Below are 24,001 nucleotides of genomic sequence, written 5' to 3'. Positions count from 1 at the left end.
CCGGCGCGTCAAAGGCGCGCGCATCAGCTCCAACGCCTCCGATGAAATTACGTTCCGCTCAGTAAACAGCGCCGCGGAACGCTGACGGACGCGCGGCTCGTGAATTTCGGGCGCGAGCGCGCGCCGTCCGCTTCTTTACGAATTTATGAAATTTCCTTAACCTTACTTTTACATAACTGAAAAGCCGGAAAGGGCAGAGCGCCGATATCCACGCCACTTATGTACATAGTTATCCACAATTTGTGAATATCTCCGTGTATTTCTCTCCGTTTTGCCTCGCAAAGCCTCTGCGCCCTATTGAAAAAGCCGTTTTACATGTGCATAACTCGCGCCGAAAAGTGTGGACAAAGCCATGAGCGTCCGGCGGATCGGCGGCGCTTTGCCTGACTTTTTATCGTAAATATATATAATAATCATGGAAGCACAAAATCGCGCCGTTTTCGCATAATCCACGCGGCGCGGCAAAATTCAGCGCGGGAGGCGTATATTGTGGAACTCAGGGAAAAACTGGAAAAGCTGCGCAGAAACGGGATAACGCTCGACATTTCGGGGAGCGCGGAATATAAACGCGGCGGCACGCGCTTCGGCGGACGGCCCGACGTTCCGCGCGGCTTCGAGTGGCCCGCCTATGAGGGAGAGGGCATGCACGGCAAAACGGCAAAGCGCCCGCTCTCGTTCGTCGCGCAGTTCGACTGCGCGGAGCTTGCGAGGTACGATGCGGAGCGCCTGCTCCCCGACCACGGAGTGCTGTCGTTCTTCTACGAGATGGATTCCATGCGCTGGGGCTTCGACCCGAAGGACAAGGGCTGCGTGCGCGTCTATTGGTTCGAGGATTCGGCCGCGCTCGAAGCGGCGGAGTTTCCCGACGATTTGGAGGAGGATTACAGATTCCCAGCGCTTGCCGTAAAAATGCGCGCCGAGCCGTCGCTGCCGGGTTGGGAGGATTTCACCGAAATTTATCCCGAAGAGGCTGACTGCGGCGACGAAGGAGACGAGTTCTTCACGGTGCGCGCGGAGCTCGGCGACGACGACCCCGACGAACGCTCGAAGCTGCTCGGCTGGGCCGACGCGATACAGGGGAGCATGCCGGCGGAATGCGAGCTCGTGACGAGCGGATATTATCTCGGCGGCGGCTGGGACGAAATTCCGAAAAACGAAGTCGAAGAGGCGGAGAAAGAGGCGCCGGACAAATGGCTGCCGCTCTTCCAGCTCGACACTGTGGAAGACGGCGATTTCGAATTGATGTTCGGCGACTGCGGACGGCTCTATTTTTACATCACAAGGGACGACCTCGCGGCGCTGAGGTTTGAGAACGTCTGGCTGATTTTGCAGTGCTATTAAAGCTGCGCGGCGTGAGCGGATTTCACACGGAGGCTGAGCCGCCGGCTGCGGCGCTTTTTTGATTACCTTCGTTTTTCGGAAAATGGTGAAGAAAATCCAAAGCCGAAGCGCGGGGATAAAAGCTCCGCCGTTTCCGTAAATCTGAGCCGAACGCAGTAATTTTGCGCGGGACGCATAAAGGCCGCCCTTTCGGGCGGCCTTTCGTTTAATCGCTGATTACTCGCTTATTTCGTAACTTATTCGACTTCGATGGCCTTCGAGGACTCCCAGAGGCCGTGTACGTTGCAGTAGCTGACCGCGATAAGCTCGCCGGACTTGGCGGGCTTGAACATCACGCAGCTGCCGGGCTCGGCGTAGGCCGCGCCGGGGTTGTCGAGGTTCATCGTGTCGCCGTGGCTGTTGTAGCAGAACTTCGCGACGTCGACGACGGGGCCTTCGGCGGGCTTGAAGTAGAGCTGGATCCAGCTGATGTGGTGGAGCGGCGTGTTCGGGTGCTTGATCTCCTTGCCGACGCAGACCTTTACGAGCGCCTCTTCGCCGGCCTTGATTTTCTCGGGGGCCTCTATCGTCGGTACGTGCTTCTCAGCTTTGAAATCTCCGTCTCTTACAACTTCTCCGATTTTCATTTTTTGTTCCTCCGTTTTTTCTGATTTCTAAATTATTTTCAACTTCCACGCTAAGAACATTATACCACAAAAAGCCGAAAAAAAACGAAGGAATTTTGATTATCGGTAAAACTTCATCTTCTGCGCTTCGAGAGCTTTTCGAGAGAGAGCATGACGCGCGCCATCGCGCCAGCGAGCTCGGGCGACATTCCGCCGCCGAGGAAGAATTTCGCGCGCTCGGCTATCTCTTCCTCGCCGTTGACGACCGGCGCGCGGCGGTAGACTTTCTGCGGGGCGGAGCGCGCGGGCTGCGCCGGCGTGCGTATCGGGCCGACTCTGAAATCGACGGAGACGGCGGCGCCGCCGAAGAAGGCCGATATTTCGCGCTCGAGCCGCGCCTTGCGGAAGCGCGCCGACGAGAGCACCATCTGGTCCGGAACGTTGACCGTGATGACGAACCGGCCGCCGTCCTCCTCGCAGGCGGCGGGCGCGCTGCGCGAGGCGAGCGGCTCGCCCGCGACGGCGCGCCAGTTCTCCGAGAGCTCGGAGAGCTTTATCGAGAGATTTACGAGGCTCCAGTACTCGGGCCTGTATCTGACGCCGCGGGCTTTTTTGCGCGATTCTTCGCCGCCTTTGCCGCAGAGCGCGGAGCCGACTATCTCTCCGGCGCTTTTCGCGAAATCGTCGTCCACGCGCTATTCGTCCTTTTTACGGCGCGCGCTCTCTATCGCTACCCAGAGCAGCTGGATGTCGGAGGGCGGCACGCCGGGGATGCGCGAGGCCTGTCCGAGCGTCGCGGGCGAAATTTTCGAGAGCTTGCCGCGCCCTTCGGCCGAGAGGCCGCGTATCTGAGCGTAGTCTATGCTCGCGGGAATTTTGAGCAGCTCCATGCGGCGGAATTTTTCTACCTGTTTCTGCTGGCGCGCGATGTAGCCCTCGTATTTGAGCTCGTTCGCTATTTTTTCGCCGAGCTCGGGGTCAAGCTGCGAATCGGTAAGCTCCGCTACGAGCCGCCAGCCCACTTCCGGGCGGCGAAGAAGTTCGAGCGCGCTGACGCCTTCCGCAAGAGGCGAAGAACCGGCCTCGCGCAGTCTGTCGTTGACCGCTTCGCACGGGCGCATCTTGAATTCGCGCAGACGTTCGCGCTCTTTTTCTTCCGCGCTGCGGGCCCCGCAGTACTTTTCCCATTTCCATTCCGGCAGAAGTCCTACGGCGCGCCCTTTCGCGCACAATCTGTCCGCGGCGTTGTCGTGGCGCAGCAGCAACCGGTATTCGCATCGGCTCGTGAGCATTCTGTAAGGCTCTTTCGTCCCTTTCGTTACGAGGTCGTCTATCAGAACGCCGATATACGATTCGTCCCGGCCCAAGACGAACGGCTCTTTTCCCTGCACGCGCAGCGCCGCGTTGATTCCCGCTATAAGCCCCTGGCCCGCAGCCTCCTCGTAGCCCGAGGTTCCGTTTATCTGTCCCGCGAGGAAGAGGTTTTTCACGGGCTTCGTCTCAAGCCACGGGTGCAGCTGCGTCGGCACGACGAAGTCGTATTCTATTGCGTAGCCCGGGCGCAGTATGTGCGCGCGCTCGCAGCCCTTTATCGTGCGGACGCTTTCGAACTGCGCCTCGAGGCACATCGAGGTCGAAAAGTTCTGGACGTAGACCTCGCGCCCCTCAGGGGTTATAGGTTCTAGGAAGATGGGGTGGGTATCCTTTTCTGGGAACTTTATTATCTTGTCGTCGATGGAAGGGCAATATCTGGGCCCCTCAGTTTCGAGCCTGCCCATGTAGAGCGGCGACTGCTCGAAGTATTTCCTGATGATTTTGTGCGTCTCGGCGTTCGTGCGCGTGAGGCCGCAGACCATGCCGCTGTAGACGCGCTTTTCGCCGAAGTGCGAGAAGGCCTGCGGCTCGTCTATGCTTTTCTGGCAGTCGAGCGCGGCCCAGTCTATCGTGTCGAAGTGGAGGCGCGGCGTCGTGTCGGTGCGCAGACGGCCTATTTCGAGCCCCGTTTTTTTGAGCGAGGCGGCCAGCTCATTCGCGGGCGTCATGCCGAGCGGCCCGGACTCGCGGCAGCTGAGGCCGGTGTATATCTTCGAGGCGAGGTACGTCCCGGTCGCGAGCACGACGCACGAGGCGAAGAAGGACTGTCCAGTCGCGATTTTGACTCCGCGCGCTTCGCCGTTCTCGACTATGAGCTCCGCCGCCTCTCCCTGGTGGAGGTCGAGATTTTTCTGCGTCAGGAGCGCGGTGCGGTAGTGGTCGCCGTAGCGCCGCGGGCTGCACTGCGCGCGCAGCGTGCGCACCGCCGCACCCTTCGATGTGTTGAGCCAGCGCAGGTGCTGCGTCGAGTCGTCCGCCGCCGCGGCGCACTCGCCGCCGAGCGCGTCTATCTCGCGCACGATGTGGCCCTTCGCGGGGCCGCCTATCGAAGGATTGCAGGGCATCATCGCTATGCTGTCGATGTATATGCAGAGCATCAGCGTCCTCGCGCCCATCCGTGAGGCCGCGAGCGCCGCCTCGCAGCCCGCGTGGCCCGCGCCGACGACTATAACGTCATAAAATTCGCCTATTTTCATCTTTTTCTCACTTCTTTATACTTTTTCTTCAATTTTATCTATTTTTCCAGAGCTTATCTTGTAGACCGCGCATGGAACTTCGGGCGAAATAGGCTCCGCCGTCGCGGCGAATATCTGTCCGCCGCGCGCGTGGAGCGTCGAAAAGAGCTGCTCCTTCCCCGCCGGGTCGAGCTCGGCGGCGACCTCGTCGAGGAGCAGAACCGGCTCGCGCCCGAGCTTGCGCCTCACGCTCTCCGAGGCCGCGAGCATCAGCGCCATCGCGGTGCGCCGCCGCAGGCCGCGGCTCAGCGCCGACGAGGCGGGACGGCTCTGCGACGTGATGATTATATCGTCGCGGTGCGGCCCGACTACCGGGAAGCGCATCGCGCGCTCGCGTTCGCCGTTGACGACGAGCGCCTTCGCGTAATCGTCGGCGCAGTCCCGCTCGAAGCCAGCGCCGCCGCGCTTGAGCGACAGGCCTATCCCGAACGGCGCGAGCTGTTCGAAGCCGCCCAGAGAATCCGCAAGCAGCGCGACGCCCTCCTCGCGCATCCTCCATATCCACGAGGCGAGCGGAAGCAGCGCGCGATCGGCTATCATCGACGGCATTCCGCGCTTCAGGAAAAGCGCCTTCTGCCGCACGCCGCGCCGGTACTCCGAGAGCCGCATCGCGTAAGGCGGAATTATCAGTGCGAGCACCATGTCGAGCAGCCGCCGGCGAAAGACCGACGAGCCCTCGACTATCGACATGTCGTCGGGAAGAAAGGTCAGCACGGGGATTTTCCAGCGGAGCTCCGAGGCGCTCGAAGCTTTGTCGTCTATGCGTATCGCGTAGCGGCGCGATATCTTCACCTTGATTATCTCCGAGCTTTCGAGCTCGCCGGTAAGCTGCACCTCCGTCGAGCCGCTGTTCCAGGACGGTATGGAAAGCGTCTTGGTGCCGCGGTCGAGCGGCCCCCAGCCGGAGATTATGTTTATCCCCTCGAGGATGTTCGTCTTGCCGGAGCCGTTCTCCCCCGTAAGCAAATTCAGCCCCGGGGACCAGCGCATCTCCCGGGGCTCAATGTTTCTGAAATTATTGAATCGTACCCTTTTGAAGCCCATTCCTAGCCGAGGTCGGAGTCGAAGGCCTTAAGCTCCTCCTCCGAGAGGTTGATCGGCGCTATGAGGCAGAGGAAGTCGTCGCCGTCGCCGCGCCGCACCGACATGTGGCCCGACTGTCCGTTGAACGAAAGCTTGACCTGCGGGTCGCGCAGCACCTTGAGCGCTTCTAGGAAGAATTTCGAGTTGACCGCGATGCGCAGCTTGTCGCCCGTCGTCTCGGCCTCTATCTCTTCCTTCGCCTGTCCGAAGTCGGGCGCCTTGCCGCGCAGCACGAACGGACTCTCCGGCGCCATGTCGAGGACCACCATCCTGTTGAAGTCGCGCACTATGACGTCGACGCGTTCGAGCGCGGAGATGAGCTCGCCGCGGTCCGTCAGCACGTCGAGCGTGCTGTGCTTAGGGAGTATCTTCTCGTAGGGCGGGAATTTCGACTCGACGCGGCGCACCGTGAATTCGAGCGTCTCCGTCTTGAAATAGAACTGCGCTCCGTCGAAGAGCACCTTCACTTCTGTCTCCGGCGTCAGCGAGCCGAGTATCCTCTGGAGCTCCTTTATCCCCTTCATCGGAAGCAGGGCCGACTCGCCCTCCTTGCCGTCGAGCACTGGAGCCGCCGAGAGGGCGAGCCTCCTCGTGTCCGTCGAAACGATGTTGAGCCGCGACGAAATTATCTGCAGGTTAGCCGACGAGAGATAGAGCGGGAATTCCTCGCCAGCCGAGGCCGCGAGCGTGCCTTCGTCGAGAACCTTCGCAAGCTCGCCCGCCGGTATCGAACAGAAAACGTCGGCCTCGTCCGACGAGGGCAGAGCGGGGAACTCGCTGACCGGATAGGTCGAGAAGTTATATTTGCTTCTGCCCGCCTTGAGGACGACCTTGCCGCCGTCCACGTCGAGGGTGAACTCCTCGCCGGGGGCCTTTTTGAAGAGGTCGCTGACCATCTTTATCGGGAATACGGCCTCGCCCGGTTCGAGCACGGTGACGCCGGCCGCGCGGCAGATAACGGAGGTCTTTATATCCGTCGCCTGGAGTATCACCGATTCCGCCGACGCCTTTATCAATATCGACGAGAGTATGCTGACGGTGCCTCCCGCGGAAGTGCTTCTTTCGGCGAGGCTCCAGCTTCCGAGAAACTGTTTTTTATTTACCGCTAGTTTCATAGGTTAGACCTCCTAGTAATACATCTCTTTTATATTTAAAACCGTAATAGCAGTAATAGGCGCTGTGTAAATGTGTAAAACTCATATTTTTCCTTGTCCCGCGCCGTTTTTTCGTGTGGAAAAGTTTTTACGTTCGTCACAAACTTATACACATTATCCACATCGCATTTGTGAAAAACCCTGCGCGAAAAAACTGCCCACAAAATAGAGCACCTGTTTTTTCAGCTTTTTCAGAGCTTATTTACAATGTTATCCACAAAAGATCTGACCCTCATGTCGCTTTTGATCGTGTCTGAAATTCTTCTGCACGCGTGTATCACGTTCGTATGATCCTTCTTGTTGAACGCGTAGGCTATCTGTATCAGAGGTTCGTTCGTCTTGTTGCGCGCTATGTACATGGCGACCTGGCGCGCGAGCGCGACCTCGGCCGTACGCTTGTTCGATAAAAGGTCTTCAATCGTCAGGCCGAATGTTTCGGCGGTCAGCTGCTGTATAAGGCCAATCGTGACCTCCGTCCCGGGCGCGCTCTTTATTAGGTCCTTGAGCCAGAGCGAGGCGTTTTCGATAGTTATCGGCTCGTGGTTGAGGTCGGCGCAGGCGACGATTCTGTTCAGAGAGCCTTCGAGCTCCCTGATGTTGCTCGGGATGTTCTGCGCTATGAACATGATGACCTCTTCAGGAATGTTGCGGTATCCCTTCATCTCGACCTTTTTCTGAAGTATCGCGACGCGCGTCTCGAGGTCCGGCGGCTGTATGTCGGTGACGAGGCCCCACTCGAAGCGTGAGACGAGCCTGTCCTCTATGCCCTGTATGTCCTTCGGAGGGCGGTCTGAGCTTATGACTATCTGTTTCTTCGCGTCGTGAAGCGCGTTGAAGGTCCAGAAGAATTCCTCCTGCGTCTGCTCCTTGCCCGCGATGAACTGAACGTCGTCGATCATAAGAACGTCGAGCTCGCGGTAACGCGCGCGGAATTCCTGCGTCGTGTTGTTGCGTATAGAGCCGATCAGGTCGTTCGTGAACTTTTCGGCGCTCACGTAGAGTATTTTAGTTTTCGGGTTCGCGTCTTCGATATGGTGGCCGATCGCGTGCATCAGGTGCGTCTTTCCGAGTCCGACCTTTCCCCATATAAAGAACGGGTTGTAGGTGTTTCCGGGCGACTCGGCGACTGCCAGGCTCGCGGCGTGCGGAAGGCGGTTCGACTTGCCGACGACGAAGGTCGAAAAGACGTAGTTAGGGTTGAGGCCGTTCTTGCTCGCCGTCCTCTTGGGAGGCTGCTCAGGCTCATGCTGCGGCTGAGAGACCCTGCTCGGAATTTTTTCTTCCTTGCCTTCGTGGTTCTCCGACACAGAGAATCTCAGCTCCGAGGCGAAGCCTGTTTCGGCTATGAGCTTCTGCATTCTGTCCATGTACCTGTTTCTTATCTGCTCCATCGCGAACGGCGTCGCGACGTCCACGAGCAGCACGCCGTTCGCAAGCGACACCGGCATGCAGGTCTGAAGGTACATTTCGACCGTTTTGTCGTCTTTGCCTATTTTGTCGAGGCAGTATTTATAAAATTCGTTCCACACTAAATCCGCATCGTTAGCCATTCATGTCACTCCAAAAAAGAAGAGAAACGATTAATATTCTTCTTCAACAGATTGTATCATGAATCTATGAAAGGCAAGACAGTTTTTTGCTCTGCCCTACGCGGCACCGTTGATTTCTTAATCGTCGCAATTAGAGATAAAAAATACACAATACTTATTCACATATCCACATAGATAATCACAGTAAAATGTGCAGAAATATAAAATCTAGTCTGCAAGCCGTTTTACAGACGAAAATCTAAAAATCTGAAAATTTGACGAAGGCTGATATTCTGCTTTGAATGTAAAAATAACGTAAGAGCCGCCAGTTATGGCGTGTATTCTCAATTTGTGCATAAAAGATATACGTATGGTTGTTTTATAAGCGATTGGTGTAAACATATAATTGCGTTTATCTTGCGCTTGGGCAGGCGCTTTTATAGGTTCCGGAGCATGTTTATCAACTGCGCTGTGAAAGTTATTAACACGATGTGGATAAAAATTGTGTGTAAGTATGTGTAATTCCGAAAACTGGAAAATTAAGCTATTAAATAGAGTGAATAAAGATTGACTAACGCTGATTATAGCGGCGCAAAAAAATCCGGCTCTCAGCAAAGCGCGGGAAGGCCGGATTTTTTACTGCATTTGGTTTTTCTTACTTTTCCCAGCGCCAGCTTTCTCCTGTTTTGGCTTTGCCGGGATTGCCGGACATCGTCACCGCGTCGTTCGTCATCCTTATTCTGCTGAATTCTACCGGGAACGGTATTTCCGAGAACGAGAGCAGCGGGTTCACTCTGTCGGTCACGAGCTCAGTTATCGTGTCGGACTGGCGCTCGCCTTCGGCGTATATGACTGTGTCTTCAAGGTACACGCCGTCGCTTTTCAGCCCCAGCTTTCCTTCGGCTTTGAGGTCGAGGTCGAGCTTCAGCACAAGCAGCTCCGCCTCGAAGCGTCCCTTGGCCTTGTAGCCTTTCGGCGTGAAGTCGAAGGCGAGGCCGGAGAATCCGCTAGCCGCTTCGCCGCTCGCGAAGTATTCGTTGACGTCGCGCTCGGCGAGGGTTATCTCTCCCTTCGAGCTCTCTATGCAGCTTATTATCTCTTCGCCTGTTTCCGCGCTTTTCATCGCCTCCGGGTCTATCGCCGCGTCGAGCTTGATTTCCTTTATCTTTATTCCGGATATCACGGCTCCAGCGCATTCGGCCCACGCCCTTTTCCCGTCGTTTGACACTGTGACGCTTACGCGGTCGGGGCTGAACTCGTTCCTCAGCGCCTCGCCTATCTTGCGCGCGGCGTCAGCTTCGGCCGTTCCGGCGCTCGCTTCTCCCGCGATCATAATTGCGGCCGCAGCCAGCGCCAGTATTTTTTTATTGAACATTTACAGCACCTTCTTATTCTAAGATACGCCGATAATTTTACAATATAACGGGCGCTCGGGCGAGGCGGCGAATATCCGCGCCGCTTTCCGCTATTTTTTCAGTCGTTTGCACAGCGTAAAATAAGCAAAAAACGTTATCCAATTCGCAGCGAGTATTTTATAATCTGATATATCTGTTTTACAATGCCGTTTTATTCGTCGGTATCGGATTTTCAGAGATGTTATATAATATGTACGGGGTTGGTATAACAGAGGGTTGAAATATGAGCTTGTGGGAATTGTTCGTATTCTTTTTCAGAATAAGCGCGGTGACCTTCGGCGGCGGGATAGTCATCCTCGGCATGGTTCAGCTTGAACAGGAAAAACGCGGTGACATCGACCCCGAGGTTTTCGCCGACATGGTAAGCCTAGCGGCTTCTATGCCTGGGCCTATCGCGGTTTCTATCTCATGGCTCATGGGGAGACATTACAAGGGACTTGCCGGCAGCCTCGCGGCCGCAGCGGGCGCAGTCCTGCCTCCGTTTCTGATAATCCTCTTTCTGTCCCCGCTGATAATTAAATATTCGGACGTTCCGGCCGTAATGGGATTTTTCCGCGGCGTCCTCGCCGGGACGAGCGCGATAATCCTGCTTGTGATAATCGACAACGTTAAAGGCGCGCTCTGGGGCAAATGGTGGAACTTTGTCCCCTACCTGCTCGTCATCTCTACGATAGGAGTGTTCCACGTTCATCCGTTCGCCGCTATGGCGGGTGTGCTTGCTCTTCAGTACGCGCGTGAGAGGGCCGCAGCGAGATGACGAAGATTTTCGAGCTCGTATGGGCCTTTTTGCAAGTCGGGATAACGGCCTTCGGCGGCGGGCTTTCGACGCTGCCGCTGATAGAGTACCAGCTCGTCATTAAGAACGGCTGGATGACCGGCGACGGCTTCAACCAGCTGGTCGCGATATCGCAGGTTACGCCCGGGCCTATAGCGATAAACGCCGCGACCTTCGCGGGCTATCAGCAGGCGGGATTCTGGGGGTCGCTAGCCGCGACGCTCGCGCTCGTATCGGCTCCGGTGGCCGCGCTCTGCGTCATTCTCGCCGTGCTGAAGCGTGTTTCGCCGGACGGCAGCAAAAAGTTCAAAGCCATGCTGCGTCCCGTCGTCGCCGGGCTGCTGACGCTGTCGGTCGTCTCGCCGTTTATGGCGACCTTGGAAAACGGATGGAAAGCCGCCGCGCTTTTCTGCGCGGGCGTGCTTCTCATAAAATATTGTAAATTCGTCAAAGATTATCCGTCTGTGATGCTCCTCTGCTTCGGCGTATTCGGAGCGGTATTTTTGCAGTAAGAAATAAAAAATTTTTTCTGGCGCTGAAGCTCGGACGGGATAATAATTGCCGGTATATGTCTGAAAGTTTTATATATTTTATATAAATTTGTCAGACTGATCGTAAATGTAAGTATTTTTCGTACCTTGACAGAGGAATAGCGGATTTTACAGCTTTGTATTCACTGCCGCGGAGAGATATTTGAACTTTCGTTATTGAAATATCAACCTGCGTGCGTTGAATTTAAAAAGCGGCGTAAAATTGTGTAAAAAATATTTGACAAGCGGCGTCATTTATTGTAACGTAATTTGTACGCACTACTGTCAATTTACACAATTTTATACAGTGCGGGAAACTGTGCAGAAGGAGGGTTGTATAGTTCGGCTACACTGCCGGTGCAAGCAGCGTTTTCTTATCAGCTGACTGATGACATGATTCTGAAGGGAGAGTTTTTCATGAAGAGATTTGCGCTTATGCTCGCTGCAGTATTTATTTTTGTGGCCTTGGCAGGCCCCGCAACCGCCGCACCGATCGTCTTCCGCTTCGCCGGACAGTCGCCGCCGGAGCACATGGCGACTAAGACCATGGAGGCGATGGCGAAAGAGATCAACGAAGGAACCGACGGCCGCGTCGAGATAAAGACTTATCCGGCCGGACAGCTTGGAAACTATACGCTCGTTATGGAAGAGATGATGCGCGGGACGGTCGACATGGCCTGCATGTCGCTCGCGACCGACTTCGACCCGCGCCTCGAAATGACCTACGCAAACGGATTCGTCACAGGATACGATTCAGCGAAGAAGGCTCTGACGCCCGGCGCATGGTTCCCGACCAAGCTCAACGAGTTCCTTAACTCCGTAGGCGTCCACCTGATCGGCTCCTACGTCGAAGGCTTTATAGGCATCGCTTCGACGAAGCCTCTTATCGAGCCGCTCAACCCGAAGGTGGACAAAGGCGTGCTTACGCGCGTTCCGAACATGGTTTCGTACATGACCGGGGCCAAGGCTATGGGCTTCCGCCCGATTACGATACCGTATCCCGACGTTTACCAGTCGATGCAGACCGGCGTCTGCGACGCGGCCGACGGATACCCGACGGCAGCCGCCTACACGATACTCGGCGACGTAGTCAAATACTGGTACGCGACGAACTACTCCATGGAATATCTCGGAATAATGGTCAGCGACAAGTCGTGGCAGAAGCTGACGCCGGAGGATCAGCAGGTCTTCCGCGACGTGGCTAAGAAGTACACGCTGCTCTCGATAGACAACGCCCAGGCCGAGGACGAGAAGTACATGGACCTCATGGAAAAGCGCGGCGTCAAGGTCTTCAGATACACCGAAGAAGAGCTCCGCCCGATCAAGGAAGCCTGCATGGCGACCTGGGAGGAAATGGGCAAGGCAGGAGTCGGCGTCGAGCTCATGAAAGAGTTCCGGGAGAAAATGAGCGAGCTGTAAGCTCTGGAGAGAGAGAAAATCAAAATACGCACGCAAAATTTTCCTGAGGGGACGGCTATGCGTCCCCTCGGGGATTTTCGTGTCTGAAAGGAGTTTATTAAATGTCTGACGAAAAAAAGACCGAAGCCCAGGCCAGCTGCGCCTGCGCCGAAGAGACGGAAGTTGTCAACGTAAGGCAGCCGAAATGTCTTTTTGACAAGATCACCATTTCTTTCTATTCGGTCGTATGCTTCGTGATGTCGATACTGCTGATGGTCATCATCACGGCCGCGACCCTGATGCGCTACATCTTTGAAATGGACCTCTACGGCTACGAGGAATGGGTCAAGATATTCGCCTTCTGGCTCTATTTCATGGGAGCCGGATACGGAGCCTTCGCCGGTACGCACATCTCCGCCGACCTCATCAGCTCCTATCTGAAGGACGGAATATTCAAGAGGACGCTCACCTTCGTGAAGTGCCTTATCACGCTCGGCGTCACGCTGCTCTTCACGAAATACGGCTGGGACTACTTTATATTCGGTTTCCTCGGACCCCTCGGCACCGGCGTCGCCATTCCGCGCACCGTCGCTTGGAGAATCCCGCTCTGGACCGCTTATGCAGCGATATTTCTCGGCCTGCTCTCCATGTCCTATTACTTCCTCTGGGATACGATAAGGGCTGCGCAGGCGCTTTTTGGAGGTAAGAGCAAATGATTTATGTAGCGCTTGTAATACTTATTTTCTGCCTTACGATAGGCGTTCCCGTTCCCGTCAGTTTCATGTCCTCCTGCGCGTGGCTGATCTTCTTCGGCGGCGCGAACGGAGCCGGATATCCCGCGACGCAGCTCCTGCCTTACGGTTTCACGCAGATGAACTCCGTTTCGCTGATAGCGATAGCGATGTTCATCCTCGCCGGCGGCATCATGGAGCGCGGACGCATCGCTGAAAAGCTCATCGACATGGTCGACGTCTTCGTCGGACATATCCGCGGCGGACTCGGCATCGTCGCCGTCATCTCCTGCGCCGTGTTCGGCTCCATCTGCGGAGCCGCCTGCGCGACGCTCTCCTGCATCGGCGCCATCATGTTCCCGCGCCTCAAGCAGGGCGGATACCCGATGGGCCACGCCTGCGCGCTTATGGCTAACGCCTCGCTGCTCGGACTCCTCATCCCGCCGAACGCGACGCTCATCATCTTCGCCTGGATAAGCGGCATCTCCGTCCTCTCCTGCTTCCTTTCGACGGTCGGACCGGGCTTCGTCACGATAGCGCTGCTCAGCGCCATCAACGTCTGGATGCTCCGCAACAACAAGGAAGTCTTCGTCGAAGTCAAGCGCACCCCGAAGGAGCGCATGGACATGTTCATGAAGCGCGGACGCCTCGCGATTCCGGCGCTCGTCATGCCCTTCATGGTCCTCGGCGGAATCTACGGCGGCGTCATGACGACGACCGAAGCCTCCGCCCTTGCAGTCTTCTACTGCATCCCGATAGGACTTTACGTCTACAAGGGACTTTCCTGGAGAGGGCTCTTCAACATCGTAGTCGAAAGCGCCATCACGACGGGCGTCATCATGGTCATGCTCTACTCCGTCTCGATGCTATCGCGCCTCTACATCCTTGAAGACCTGCCGGGCCGCGTCCTGCACCTCTTCTACTCCATCTCGACGAACCCGATCGTCGTCATGATGATGATCAACCTCTTCCTCGTACTCATGGGAATGCTGATGGACGACATCAGCGTCGTCGTCCTTACGACGCCGATACTGCTCCCGATAATCCTCGACCTCGGCTTCAACCCCGTTCACTACGCGGCCATCGTCGGAGTCAACACGGCCCTCGGATGCATCACGCCGCCGGCCGCCCCGGTCCTCTACCTAAGCGGACGAGTGGGAGGAGCGCCAATCAACGAGATAATGAAGCCGGCCCTCACCTTCATGCTTCTCTGCTGGGTGCCGGTCCTCATCGTCACAGCCTACATCCCGAAGGTCTGCCTCTTCCTGCCGCACGTCGTCCTCGGTGTGCCTTGGTAAGATAGCGCGGACAGACCGCACGGAAACAAAAAAAACATGGCCGTCCCTTCGCGGGCGGCCTTGTTTTTTTTGCCCGCGCTCCGCGCTTCCGCATTCCCGCGCTTTTTCCGCGGCGCGGATAAGCTATAATATTTCCCGAAAACAAGGATAAAAGGGTGTGGAAAAAATGTTCTTCAGAGACCTCTTCGCATCGCTCTGCTTTATATTCTTCGGCCTCGCGCTCGCGACGCAGCATCCGTATCTGTTCTTCGGCGCGATGATGTGCGGCTGCCTCGCGCTCACCGCGAAGAAAAAACAGTGGCCGAACCCGTCATGGTCCGACGCCATCTACGACAAATTTGAAAACTGGGTCTACGACAAGGCCGAAGGGCCGCAGCGCGAATTTGCCGACGGCGAGAAAATAAAGCCCCTGCCTCCGCTCGACGACAAAAAATAAAGCCGCGCCGTCAACTCCGTTCGGCCTGATAAAATTCCGCGCCGTCCGCGCGAGCCGCAAACATTCAGCGGCATCGTCCGGACGGAGTTTTTTATATGCTTTTGCCGTAATTTTTGCTCGCCGCGCTATTGAAATAAGCCCCAGTATAGTGTAAGAATAAAGGACTGAATCACGATTTTTCTGCATAATCACGGACGTTGACGAAAGGGGACGCGGACGATGGACATAGCTCGCTTTGAACTTGAATTCTGGCTCAATCCGCTCGACGACAAGGCGGAGTATAACTTCGGCTCAAGCTGCTGCAAGCCCGTGACGGTCGGCGAAATGCTCGAGCTGACCGGGACGGACAGGGAGGAGTTCTTCCGCGAGGTCGAGGGCATGAGCCTCCACTACGGATACTTCGACGGGATGCCGCGGCTCAAGCGCGCGATAGCGGCGCTCTACGACGGGAGCGTCGCGCCCGAGATGGTCATTTCCGTCCACGGCGGCACCGGCGCGAACTCGATAGTCTGCCAGGCGCTCTGCGGCCCCGGCATGAACGTCGTCTGCGTCCTGCCGAGCTATCAGCAGCACTACTCGATACCTGCGGCGCTCGGCTCCGAGGTGCGCGTCTACAACTGCGGAGAGGGCGAGGAATACCGCGTGGACCTCAAAAAAATCCGCGCGATGGTAGACGGCGGAACGAAGATGATATGCCTGACGAACCCCGGAAACCCGACCGGCTACTGCTTCACGAGGGAAGAGCTCGAAGAGATTGCCGCGACGGCGCGCGAGGTCGGGGCCTACGTGCTTTGCGACGAAATATACCGCGGCCTCAGCGGGGAATACATGCCCTCGATGTGCGATATTTACGAAAAGGCTATAGTGACGAGCAGCACCAGCAAGGTTTTCTCAAGCGCTGGAACGCGCGTCGGCTGGATAGTAACGCGCGACCTCTCGGTAAAAGAGGCGATAATGAACTGCCGTTCGTACAACAGCATCTGCGAAGGGCCGATAAACGAGCTCATCGCCGCGATAATCCTCGAACACAAAGATGTTTTCTACGAGCGCAACCGCAAAATAGTAGGCGAAGCGCGCGCGGCGCTGAACGAGTGGCTCAAGGGGCAGCCGCATCTTCGCCTCGCATGCGACAGCGCGGGGCCGACCTCGTACATATACTATGACTACGACGTGCCAGCGCAGAAATTTGCCGAAGACCTGCTCGCGAAGAAGAGCGTCCTCGTCTGCCAGGGCGGCTGCTTCCAGCAGGAAAAGAGCTTCCGCATCGGCTACGGCTTCGGCGACGTCGAATATTTCAAGGCCGGGCTCGCGCGCCTCGGCGAGTACCTCAAGGAGCTCGACGGCGAGGAACGCCGCCGCGAGCGCACGCGCTAGATAAAATTTCGTAAAACGACAGAAGGAGGCATAAATCCATGAAAATGATGTTCCTGAGCCGCGCCGACATAGAAAAGGTGCTCGACATGAAAAGCACGATAGAGGGCGTGCGCGAGGTCTACCGGCTCAAATCGCTCGGGCGGACGGCGGTCTGGCCGCTCATCTCATACGATTTCGACGACCCGCACGGCGTCATGGACATAAAGTCCGGCTGCGTCTTCGGCGAAAACGTACACGGCCTCAAGATGCTCAACAGCTTCCCCGGCAACGCGCGGCGCGGCCTGCCGGTATTCACCGGCGTCCTCATGATATTCGACTCGGAAACCGGCATACCGCAGGGCGTCATGGACGCCTCCTTCATCACCTGCATGAGGACCGGCGCGGCGGGCGCTCTCGGCGCGAGCCTTCTCGCGCGGCCCGAATCGCACAGGCTCTTCATACTCGGCGCGGGCCGTCAGGCGATGTTCCAGATAGCCGCCTCGCTGCTGCTCATGCCGAAAATCGACGCCGTGCGCATATCCGACCCGCTCGACGCAGAAAACGCGCGCCGCTTCGCCGCGGAATGCCGCGAGCGCCTCGCGCATGACTTCGGCATAGACACATCGGCCGTCGCCTTCGAAGCGGCGGAGAACACAGCCGCGGCGCTCGCCGAAAGCGACATAGCGATAACCGTCACGCCCGCGCGCTCGCCGGTAATCAAAAAAGAATGGGTGAAGCCCGGCCTGCACCTGAGCTGCGTCGGCGCGGACATGCCCGGCAAAGAGGAGATAGAGCCGGAAATCTTCACTGGCGCGCGCATCTTCACCGACGACACGCCGCAGTGCCTGAGATGCGGCGAACTCGAACTCGCCGCCGCAAAGGGCGCCGTCTCCGAAAAAGACATAGCGGGCGAGCTCGGCGACGTAATCGCCGGAAAAACCGCGGGCCGCACCTCGCCCGAAGAAATCACAATCTTCGACGCGACCGGCATAGCGATGCTCGACCTCGTGACAGGCAAAAAAGCGCTCGAACTCGCGAAGGAAAAGGGATTGGGACAGTACGTGGAGCTGTAACCGTGGAAATTAAGAAAATCCCGTAAAACAAGCCGCCGCCGTCTGTCAGAATTGACGGCGGCGGCGGCTTTATATTGTCTTGACCTGTCGGACGGCGCAGCGTCCGCCCGTTTTTTACAGAACGATTTCCGGCTCCGCGGAAAATTCCGGCGAATGGTACGGAATAGTTCTTTCAAAGTTATTTTCCCGTATCAGCCTGAGATACTGGGCGCGATTGAGATGTACCGGATAGCGCAGCAGCTCCATTTCGCCGCTCGCTATCAGCGCTTCGCTGAACGAGCCGCGCTCGACCGTGCCGGTCATCACGCATCTGCCGCCGAGAGAAATTACCTGCTCGGCCGTTCTGCGTGCCTCTTCGGAGCGAAGCTGCGGATCGCAGACGAACGCTATCCCGTTTGTCTGTCCGCTGTAAATCTGCGGCTCGGCGTTGATTTTAACGGGACGATACCAGAAGCCTCCGGCCCGCTGCGCCGCGAGATTTTCAATAAAAAGCTTGTCCGCGTAATAATCCGCGCCGCTCAGTCGGTCCGAAAGCAGCTTCAGCAGCTCCAGCCCGCGGCCGTACTTCGGCACGGGGAACAAAACCAGCCCGTGCGCCGCCAGCAGCTTCTCCGTTTCGTCTATTATGCGTTCGCACGAAGCCTCGTAGGGCGTTTCGTCCATGCCGTAGGCGCAGTCAAGCACCGCCGCGCCGGCCTGCTCGCCTCGGATTGCGTCGCAGATGTATGTCATCGAGTCCTCCGTATAGTCTCCGGAGAAAAGGACGGACTTTTCGCCCTCTGAGAAACGGTACCAGACGCTTCCTGCGCAGTGCCCGCTTCTTCCCCAGCGGACGGAAAGCGCGGCAAACCCTCCGCGTCCGCCCGGGCATATCGTTTCGAGCGTGAAGGAGTTCGCGGCTTTCGTCGGGAGCTGCCGCAGCGTTTCTCCCGCTGCGAAGACGGGGCCGGAAAAGCCGCGCTCCGCGAGCCACGGCAGCGCTCCCGTGTGGTCCGCGTGAGAATGCGTCAGAAACACCGCGTCAAGCCCATCGATTTGCTCCTGCGAAAGACGCGGGTATCTGTCGTCCGGGCTTTCGGCCATAACGCCGCAGTCCACGAGGAAGCAGACGCTCTCGCCGCGCACATAAAAGCAGTTGCGCCCGTGTTCGCCTACGCCGCCGGCAAAATAGAGTTCCATCTTTAAGCTCCTTTGCGCTTTCCTATAAAGCGATTGAAGGCAAGCAGCGCCGTCGTGGTGATCAGCACGCAAAGCACCGCCATAGCCATGCCGAGCGATACGCTGCCCTGCTCGAACTCGCGGTTGATGTACGTCGAAACGACGAGCGTGTTCGGAGGCGCGATGAGGCTCGCCGTTACCAGTTCGCGGAAGGCGATTATGAAAATCATCATCCATCCGGCGAATACGCCGCGCGAAATCATCGGCAGCGTCACGCGGCGGAACACGTAGCCCGGAGTGCCGCCGAAGACGCGCCCGGCCTGTAAAAGGCTATCGTTGATCTGCGTGAAGGCCGAGGTGACGTACTGCACGGTGTACGGCACGTAGAGCACCACATATGCGAGCACCATTATTCCGATAGTGTTGTAAAGCGGCACGAGCTTGTAAATAGCGTTCCAGAACAGCATGATGCCGATTACCAGCACGATGCTCGGCAGCATTTCCGGCAGCAGAGCGACGCATTCCAGAGCTTTCTTAAAAAATCCCGTCGACCTGCGCACGGCGACCACGACTGCTGTGCCGATGACGGAACAGATCGTCGCCGACGATACCGCGAGAAAGAGGCTCTTCCAAATAGAGCTCAGAGCCTTAGGTGTAGTGAGCAGCTCGTGATAATGCGCTAGGGTGAAGTTCCCAGCCGCGAGGCCGTAGCCCCTGAGCTTGATGAGCGACGTGGAAATGATGGAGAAATACGGCACTCCGATGGCGACGGCGACGACGAACGCCACCCACAGCCACGCCGCGGCCTCGCCGAGCCGCGAGAGGCGCGTCCGCGCGGGGCGGCTGCCCTTACCGCCGACCAGACGGTAGCTCGAACGGCTCGTGATGTAGTTCTGCAGCATCCACATAGCCATGCAGATACAGACGAGAATAGATGAGAGGCTCGCCGAGCTGCTGAAATCGATGGGCGCGGTGGTCGAATAGCGGTGGATGTCAGTGGTGAATACGTAAAATCCGATGCGGCGTCCCAGCGTGTACGGCGTGCCGTACTCGGAAAGCGTCTTGACGAAGACCAGCAGCGCGCCGATAGCGTAATTGCCAGTGAGCAGCGGCGCGAATATTTTGCGCGTCCGCATCGCGGCGTCCGCGCCGAAAACGGCCCCGCTCTCCTCAAGGCTCGCGGGTATGTTCAGCATCGCGTTCTTGAGCATCGTCATGAGGAACGGGAAAACGTGCAGGCTCATGACGAGTACGAGCCCGCCGAAGCAGAAAAAGCTCTCCGACCATGCGCCGGTCGCCGGGAAAAGCTGCTGAAACAGGCCGCGCTTCTGCATGAACAGAATCCAGCCCATCGACGCGATGTAGGGCGGCGTCATGAACGGAATCATAAAGACGATGTCCAGCCATCCGTGCCTCGCAAGCTGCGTGCGGGCCAGAATGAAGGCCGTCGGCACCGCTATGACGGTGGAGCAGAGCACCACGCATATGCCGAGAAGCAGGGAGTTGTATATAGTCCGGACGTTTTCAGCGCTCGCAATCGTTCCCCATGCCTGATATAAGTCAAGGCGGCCATCTACGATGACCGCCTCGGCGAATACCGTGACAAGGGGGCAGAGAATCAGTCCGGTGAGGAGCGCCAGCAGAAGCGCGAGCGGCAGACTCTTTTTCACGTTGATTTGGTTCATGCCCCTCCGTCCGCCTTACTTGCAGAGATTGTTGAGCTTATCAGCCGTCTCGGAGGCGACGCCCATCATCTTGTCCCAGTCCGTCGGGATCTGCGGGATTTCGTCAAGGTTCGTGCGGTTCTCGCACTTCACGTCGCTGCGGCCAGGCAGCAGATAGGCGTCCGCCACGAGCTTCTGAGCCTCGTCGCTGAACAGGAAGTCGACGAACGCCTTCGCGTTGTCCATGTTGGGCGCCGTCTTGAGTATCATAGCGGGACGCGGGTTGACTACGGTGCCGGAGGCGGGGTAGTAGATTTTGAGCGGCTCGCCCTTCGCCATCGAAGAGTAGGCGTTGTAGTCGACGCCTGCGATAAGGATGCCCTTCTCGCCGGTGGTGACCGCCTCAAGCGCGGCTCTGTTGGCTCCGGGAACCGTCAGCCCGTTGGCGGCCCAGCTCTGCATTATCGCTTCGCCCTTGTCGAGGCCGGTGACGAGCCCCGCGAGGAAGTCCTTGCACGCGCCGGATTTTTTGGGGTCGGGGATGGCGGTCATATCCTTATATTTGGCATCCGCAAGCTCAGTCCAGTCGGCGTTCAGCTCGGGAACGACAGTCGTGTTGTAGATGACGCCGACAGCCGAGGCGCTGTAGCCGAAGAGCGTCGAATCGCCGTCGATCCAGCCTTTGTTGACCTTGCCGGCGTTGGCCGGCTTGTAGCTTTCAAGCTGACCGCCCGCCTTCATGCTCAGGCCGTCGGACCACGAGGCGAGTATCACGACGTCCGCCACGGGATTAGCCTGCTCGGCCTCCAGACGGGCGAGGATCTCTCCGGTCGTTCCCTGGAACTGCTCCACATCGACGCCGGTCTTCTCGGTGAAGGCCGCGGCTATTTTGTCGGCGAGTCCTGCGGGGCTCGGCATATAGACCGTCACCTTGCCGGAGAGCTGCTTCGCTTCCCCAGCCTGCGCGGCGCACACGGCGAAGCCGAGGCAAAGGCAGAGAGCGGTAATGAGACATACAATACGCTTTTTCATCTTACATAACCTCTTTCATTTGGAAAGTAATGATTTTCTGCGGGTCTATGTTAATGGACATCTTCTGGCCGGGCGTTACCTTGCGTCCGCTGCGCAGCGTCCACGTAACATCGTGGTAAGGGACTGTGACTTCATAGGAATCTCCGAGATACTGCACCTTCTGCACCGGAAGGTCGTAATGCAGCGTGCCCTCCATATGTTCGTTTACCGCCGCCTCGGGGCGGAACAGCTCAGTCTCGCTCAGCCAGTTGGATTTGCCGACGAAACGCGCGACGAACGCCGTGGCGGGACGGTGGTAGATGTTTTCCGGGGTGTCGTACTGCTCCACCACGCCGCCGTTCAAAACGGCGATGCGGTCGCTCATGCTCATGGCCTCCGTCTGGTCGTGCGTTACGAAGACAGACGTAATACCGAGCGCCTCAGTCAGCTCGCGGAGCTCGTGGCGCATCTCCTCGCGCAGCAGGGCGTCCAGCGCGGAAAGCGGCTCGTCGAACAGAATACATCCAGGACGCACCGCAATCGCGCGTGCGAAGGCCACGCGCTGCTGCTGGCCTCCGGACATCTGATGAGGATAGCGTTTTTCAAAATCCTCGAGATGAACGGTGCGCAGAGCTTCCAGCACACGATTTTTCAAATCATCAGTGTCGTTCCTGGCGCGCAGCCCGAAGGCGACGTTTTCGAAAATCGTCATGTGAGGCCATAGCGCGAAATCCTGAAAGACGAAGCCGAGATTCCGCCTCTCAGGCGGAAGATTTATCCCGCGTTCGTGCGAGAACACGCATACGTCGTCAAGCCATATCTCGCCTCCGTCCGGCGTCTCAAGACCCGCAATCATACGCAGCAGCGTAGTCTTGCCGCAGCCCGAAGGGCCGAGCAGCGTTGTGAAACTGCCGTCTTCCACTGTCAGCGTAGTAGGCCGGATGACCTGCCTGCCGTCAAAACTTTTCGTGACTTGATGAAATTTTATTTCCACAGCGTCCCTCTTCTCTATGATGCACACACCATGAAGTGTAGGACGGCAATGTAAGGATTGCGGTACATTTATGTAAAGCAAACGTAAAATATGCGCATTGCGGCGCATAGTTGGAAAATATCGCCTTTGACGGGCGGCCGTAAGTGCGCCTTTGATTGCGCGGCGCTTTGCCTTAGAGTAATTTCCCCGCCTTTTTCACGTCGCGGCCCTCGGCGGCGGCGTTATAATATTTTCGTATATTGGAACGAAGGGTCTGATTTTGACGAAATATACGGAAAAGCAGCCGAAAGACAAACGCGAAATAACGAGCTCGATGACGCACCTTGCCGGGGCGCTGCTCGCGGCGGCGGGGCTTGCGAAGCTCGCTTACGACGCGTGGAGCCGCGAGGAGGGGACGGGGGCGCTCGTCTCGGTCGCCGTATTCGGCGCGAGCATGGTGCTGCTTTACTGCACGAGCTCGCTCTATCACTGGTGCTGCGCCGTCCACGCACGAGCGGCGGCTTTCATGCAGCGGCTCGACCACATGGCGATTTTTCTGCTCATCGCGGGGACTTACACGCCCGTCTGCGTTCTGCGGCTCGGATGGCCCGCAGGGTACGTGATGCTCGCGCTCGTCTGGGGCGTCGCGGCGGCGGGGTTTCTGCTGAAAATCTTCTGGATGGATGCGCCCGTCTGGCTCTCCTGCGCGGTATATATCGCGATGGGCTGGCTGGCGGCCTTCTTTATCGTGCCGCTGTGGCGCGCGATGTCCGTCGCCGAGATGGTGTGGCTCGTTGCCGGCGGCCTGCTCTACACCGCGGGGGCCGTCATCTTCGCGCTCGAACGCCCGCGCCTCAAGTTCCGCTGGTTCGGCCCGCACGAGCTTTTCCACCTCTTCGTAATGGGCGGCTCGCTCTGCCACTACATCACGATAGCGGGTTGCGTGGCGTAGGTGCGGCTAACGTTCCTACAGTATTAAAAACCCCCGAAGCGAATGGAAAAATTCCTTGCCTCGTGGGTTTTCGTTTGTTTTGAAAAAATTCCGCTACCTCGCCGCGGTTTCGCCGCGCAGCCGTTTCACGTCCGCGCCGTATTTTACGGCTATTATCTCGGACATTATGGAGACGGCGATTTCGTTGGGCGTTTCGGCCTTTATCGGGAGGCCGATGGGCTGGTAGATGCGGTCGAGGTGCGCGGCGCTTACGCCTTCTGCGAGGAGCTTGGCGCGCACGGCGGCGATTTTGCTGCGCGAGCCGATCATGCCGTAGTAGGCGCCGGGCCGGCCTTCTGTGACGCGGACTGCTTCCGCGTCGAGCGCGTGTCCGCGCGTCATTATGACTACGTAGCTGCGGCTGTGGAGCTTTACGCCGTTTTCGTAGATTTTGTCTATCGGGCATACGACGTTGCGCGCCCACGGGATGCGCTCGTCGTTGGCGAACTCGGGCCGCTCGTCCCATACTGTGACGCGGAAGCCCGCGAACGCGCCGAGTTCGGCCGTCGCGCGTCCGACGTGGCCCGCGCCGAAGATTACAAGCTCGTCGCCGAGGCCTACGACTTCGATGAATACGCTTGCTTCGCCGCCGCAGACCATGCCGTCGGCCGCGGTGAGGCTTTTGTGCCAGAGGCGCGAGGCTTCGCCGCTTTTCATGAGCTCGAGCGCCTGCTGTATCGCTTCGTATTCGATGAGGCCGCCTCCTATCGTCCCCGCGATTGTGCCGTCGGGACGCACCCACATCGACGCGCCGCGGCTGCGCGGCGTGGAGCCGCTTTCGTCTATGACGGTGCATATAGCGCCGAAGCCGCCGTTCTGCACCTCCTGGTTGATTTTGTTCAGAAGTTCCGCGTTCATGCCGCGCGCCTCCGTT

At 57.8% G+C, this 24,001-nt stretch carries 22 protein-coding genes; 10 read left to right on the top strand and 12 right to left on the bottom strand.

Annotated features, from left to right (window positions below; genetic code table 11):
- Window positions 1-489 precede the first annotated feature (489 nt).
- The gene (locus ABGT66_RS11105; RefSeq protein ID WP_346690680.1) at window positions 490-1,341 is read left to right on the top strand and encodes a YwqG family protein; all 852 of its coding nucleotides are present in this window, start codon (window positions 490-492) and stop codon (window positions 1,339-1,341) included.
- A 236-nt stretch (window positions 1,342-1,577) separates the two neighbouring features.
- Here ABGT66_RS11105 and ABGT66_RS11100 read toward each other — a convergent pair whose 3' ends face one another.
- The 7 genes from ABGT66_RS11100 to ABGT66_RS11070 all read right to left on the bottom strand — a co-directional run bounded on the left by ABGT66_RS11100 (window position 1,578) and on the right by ABGT66_RS11070 (window position 9,696).
- A complete protein-coding gene (locus tag ABGT66_RS11100) occupies window positions 1,578-1,967 on the bottom strand; it encodes a class II SORL domain-containing protein (RefSeq protein ID WP_294192253.1) in 390 nt (129 codons plus the stop codon).
- 113 nt (window positions 1,968-2,080) lie between these two features.
- A complete protein-coding gene (locus ABGT66_RS11095; protein ID WP_346690679.1) occupies window positions 2,081-2,638 on the bottom strand; it encodes a hypothetical protein in 558 nt (185 codons plus the stop codon).
- 3 nt (window positions 2,639-2,641) lie between these two features.
- Entirely contained in the window at window positions 2,642-4,516 is a 1,875-nt protein-coding gene (mnmG, locus tag ABGT66_RS11090; protein WP_346690677.1) for a tRNA uridine-5-carboxymethylaminomethyl(34) synthesis enzyme MnmG, read from the bottom strand.
- A 15-nt stretch (window positions 4,517-4,531) separates the two neighbouring features.
- Window positions 4,532-5,599: a DNA replication and repair protein RecF gene (recF, locus tag ABGT66_RS11085; RefSeq protein WP_346690676.1), complete on the bottom strand. Its 1,068-nt coding sequence runs from the start codon at window positions 5,597-5,599 to the stop codon at window positions 4,532-4,534.
- Window positions 5,600-5,601: 2 nt separating this feature from the next.
- Window positions 5,602-6,753, bottom strand: coding sequence for a DNA polymerase III subunit beta (gene dnaN, locus ABGT66_RS11080; RefSeq protein WP_300261207.1), 1,152 nt, complete (start codon window positions 6,751-6,753; stop codon window positions 5,602-5,604).
- A 230-nt stretch (window positions 6,754-6,983) separates the two neighbouring features.
- Complete coding sequence (dnaA, locus tag ABGT66_RS11075) at window positions 6,984-8,342, bottom strand: chromosomal replication initiator protein DnaA (RefSeq protein WP_346690674.1); 1,359 nt, start codon at window positions 8,340-8,342, stop codon at window positions 6,984-6,986.
- A 634-nt stretch (window positions 8,343-8,976) separates the two neighbouring features.
- Window positions 8,977-9,696: an LmeA family phospholipid-binding protein gene (locus ABGT66_RS11070; RefSeq protein ID WP_346690672.1), complete on the bottom strand. Its 720-nt coding sequence runs from the start codon at window positions 9,694-9,696 to the stop codon at window positions 8,977-8,979.
- Between the two features lie 263 nt (window positions 9,697-9,959).
- On the opposite strand from ABGT66_RS11070, the gene ABGT66_RS11065 reads away from it, so the two are divergent.
- The 8 genes from ABGT66_RS11065 (at window position 9,960) to ABGT66_RS11030 (ending at window position 17,330) form a co-directional block, all read left to right on the top strand.
- Window positions 9,960-10,493 carry a chromate transporter gene (locus tag ABGT66_RS11065; protein WP_294192243.1) on the top strand — a complete coding sequence of 178 codons (534 nt, stop codon included), beginning with the start codon at window positions 9,960-9,962 and terminating at the stop codon, window positions 10,491-10,493.
- Window positions 10,490-11,023 carry a chromate transporter gene (locus ABGT66_RS11060; RefSeq protein ID WP_294192242.1) on the top strand — a complete coding sequence of 178 codons (534 nt, stop codon included), beginning with the start codon at window positions 10,490-10,492 and terminating at the stop codon, window positions 11,021-11,023. The genes ABGT66_RS11065 and ABGT66_RS11060 overlap by 4 nt, the downstream gene beginning before the upstream one ends.
- Window positions 11,024-11,500: 477 nt before the next feature.
- Window positions 11,501-12,460, top strand: coding sequence for a TRAP transporter substrate-binding protein DctP (dctP, locus tag ABGT66_RS11055; RefSeq protein WP_346690709.1), 960 nt, complete (start codon window positions 11,501-11,503; stop codon window positions 12,458-12,460).
- Between the two features lie 101 nt (window positions 12,461-12,561).
- Window positions 12,562-13,155 (top strand): TRAP transporter small permease subunit, encoded by a 594-nt coding sequence (locus ABGT66_RS11050; protein ID WP_346690670.1) that lies wholly within the window; start codon window positions 12,562-12,564, stop codon window positions 13,153-13,155.
- Window positions 13,152-14,468: a TRAP transporter large permease gene (locus ABGT66_RS11045; protein WP_346690669.1), complete on the top strand. Its 1,317-nt coding sequence runs from the start codon at window positions 13,152-13,154 to the stop codon at window positions 14,466-14,468. Before ABGT66_RS11050 ends, ABGT66_RS11045 begins: the two co-directional genes overlap by 4 nt.
- A 166-nt stretch (window positions 14,469-14,634) precedes the next feature.
- Window positions 14,635-14,904 (top strand): hypothetical protein, encoded by a 270-nt coding sequence (locus ABGT66_RS11040; protein WP_346690667.1) that lies wholly within the window; start codon window positions 14,635-14,637, stop codon window positions 14,902-14,904.
- 219 nt (window positions 14,905-15,123) lie between these two features.
- Entirely contained in the window at window positions 15,124-16,278 is a 1,155-nt protein-coding gene (locus ABGT66_RS11035; protein WP_346690665.1) for an aminotransferase class I/II-fold pyridoxal phosphate-dependent enzyme, read from the top strand.
- A gap of 38 nt (window positions 16,279-16,316) precedes the next feature.
- Entirely contained in the window at window positions 16,317-17,330 is a 1,014-nt protein-coding gene (locus ABGT66_RS11030; RefSeq protein ID WP_346690664.1) for an ornithine cyclodeaminase family protein, read from the top strand.
- Window positions 17,331-17,444: 114 nt separating this feature from the next.
- On the opposite strand, the gene ABGT66_RS11025 is transcribed toward ABGT66_RS11030, so the two are convergent.
- The 4 genes from ABGT66_RS11025 to ABGT66_RS11010 are packed head-to-tail and all read right to left on the bottom strand — an operon-like array spanning window position 17,445 to window position 22,157.
- Window positions 17,445-18,509, bottom strand: a complete 1,065-nt coding sequence (locus ABGT66_RS11025) for an MBL fold metallo-hydrolase (RefSeq protein WP_346690663.1) — start codon at window positions 18,507-18,509, stop codon at window positions 17,445-17,447.
- Window positions 18,510-18,511: 2 nt separating this feature from the next.
- Window positions 18,512-20,173, bottom strand: a complete 1,662-nt coding sequence (locus ABGT66_RS11020; protein ID WP_346690661.1) for an iron ABC transporter permease — start codon at window positions 20,171-20,173, stop codon at window positions 18,512-18,514.
- A 15-nt stretch (window positions 20,174-20,188) separates the two neighbouring features.
- Window positions 20,189-21,184, bottom strand: a complete 996-nt coding sequence (locus ABGT66_RS11015) for an ABC transporter substrate-binding protein (RefSeq protein WP_346690659.1) — start codon at window positions 21,182-21,184, stop codon at window positions 20,189-20,191.
- Window position 21,185: 1 nt separating this feature from the next.
- Complete coding sequence (locus ABGT66_RS11010; protein ID WP_346690657.1) at window positions 21,186-22,157, bottom strand: ABC transporter ATP-binding protein; 972 nt, start codon at window positions 22,155-22,157, stop codon at window positions 21,186-21,188.
- A gap of 259 nt (window positions 22,158-22,416) precedes the next feature.
- Here ABGT66_RS11010 and ABGT66_RS11005 point away from each other — a divergent pair, with 259 nt between their 5' ends.
- On the top strand, window positions 22,417-23,088 hold the full coding sequence (locus ABGT66_RS11005; RefSeq protein WP_346690655.1) for a hemolysin III family protein: 672 nt from the start codon (window positions 22,417-22,419) through the stop codon (window positions 23,086-23,088).
- 93 nt (window positions 23,089-23,181) lie between these two features.
- Here the strand turns inward: ABGT66_RS11005 and ABGT66_RS11000 are convergent, their stop codons facing one another.
- Entirely contained in the window at window positions 23,182-23,985 is an 804-nt protein-coding gene (locus ABGT66_RS11000; RefSeq protein ID WP_346690654.1) for an XdhC/CoxI family protein, read from the bottom strand.
- Window positions 23,986-24,001 lie beyond the last annotated feature (16 nt).

The sequence above is a fragment of the uncultured Cloacibacillus sp. genome, assembly GCF_963926575.1.
GTDB classification, from domain to species: Bacteria; Synergistota; Synergistia; order Synergistales; family Synergistaceae; genus Caccocola; species Caccocola faecigallinarum.
Note: the sequence above shows the minus strand (reverse complement) of the source record. Positions and strands in the feature narration are given on the sequence as shown.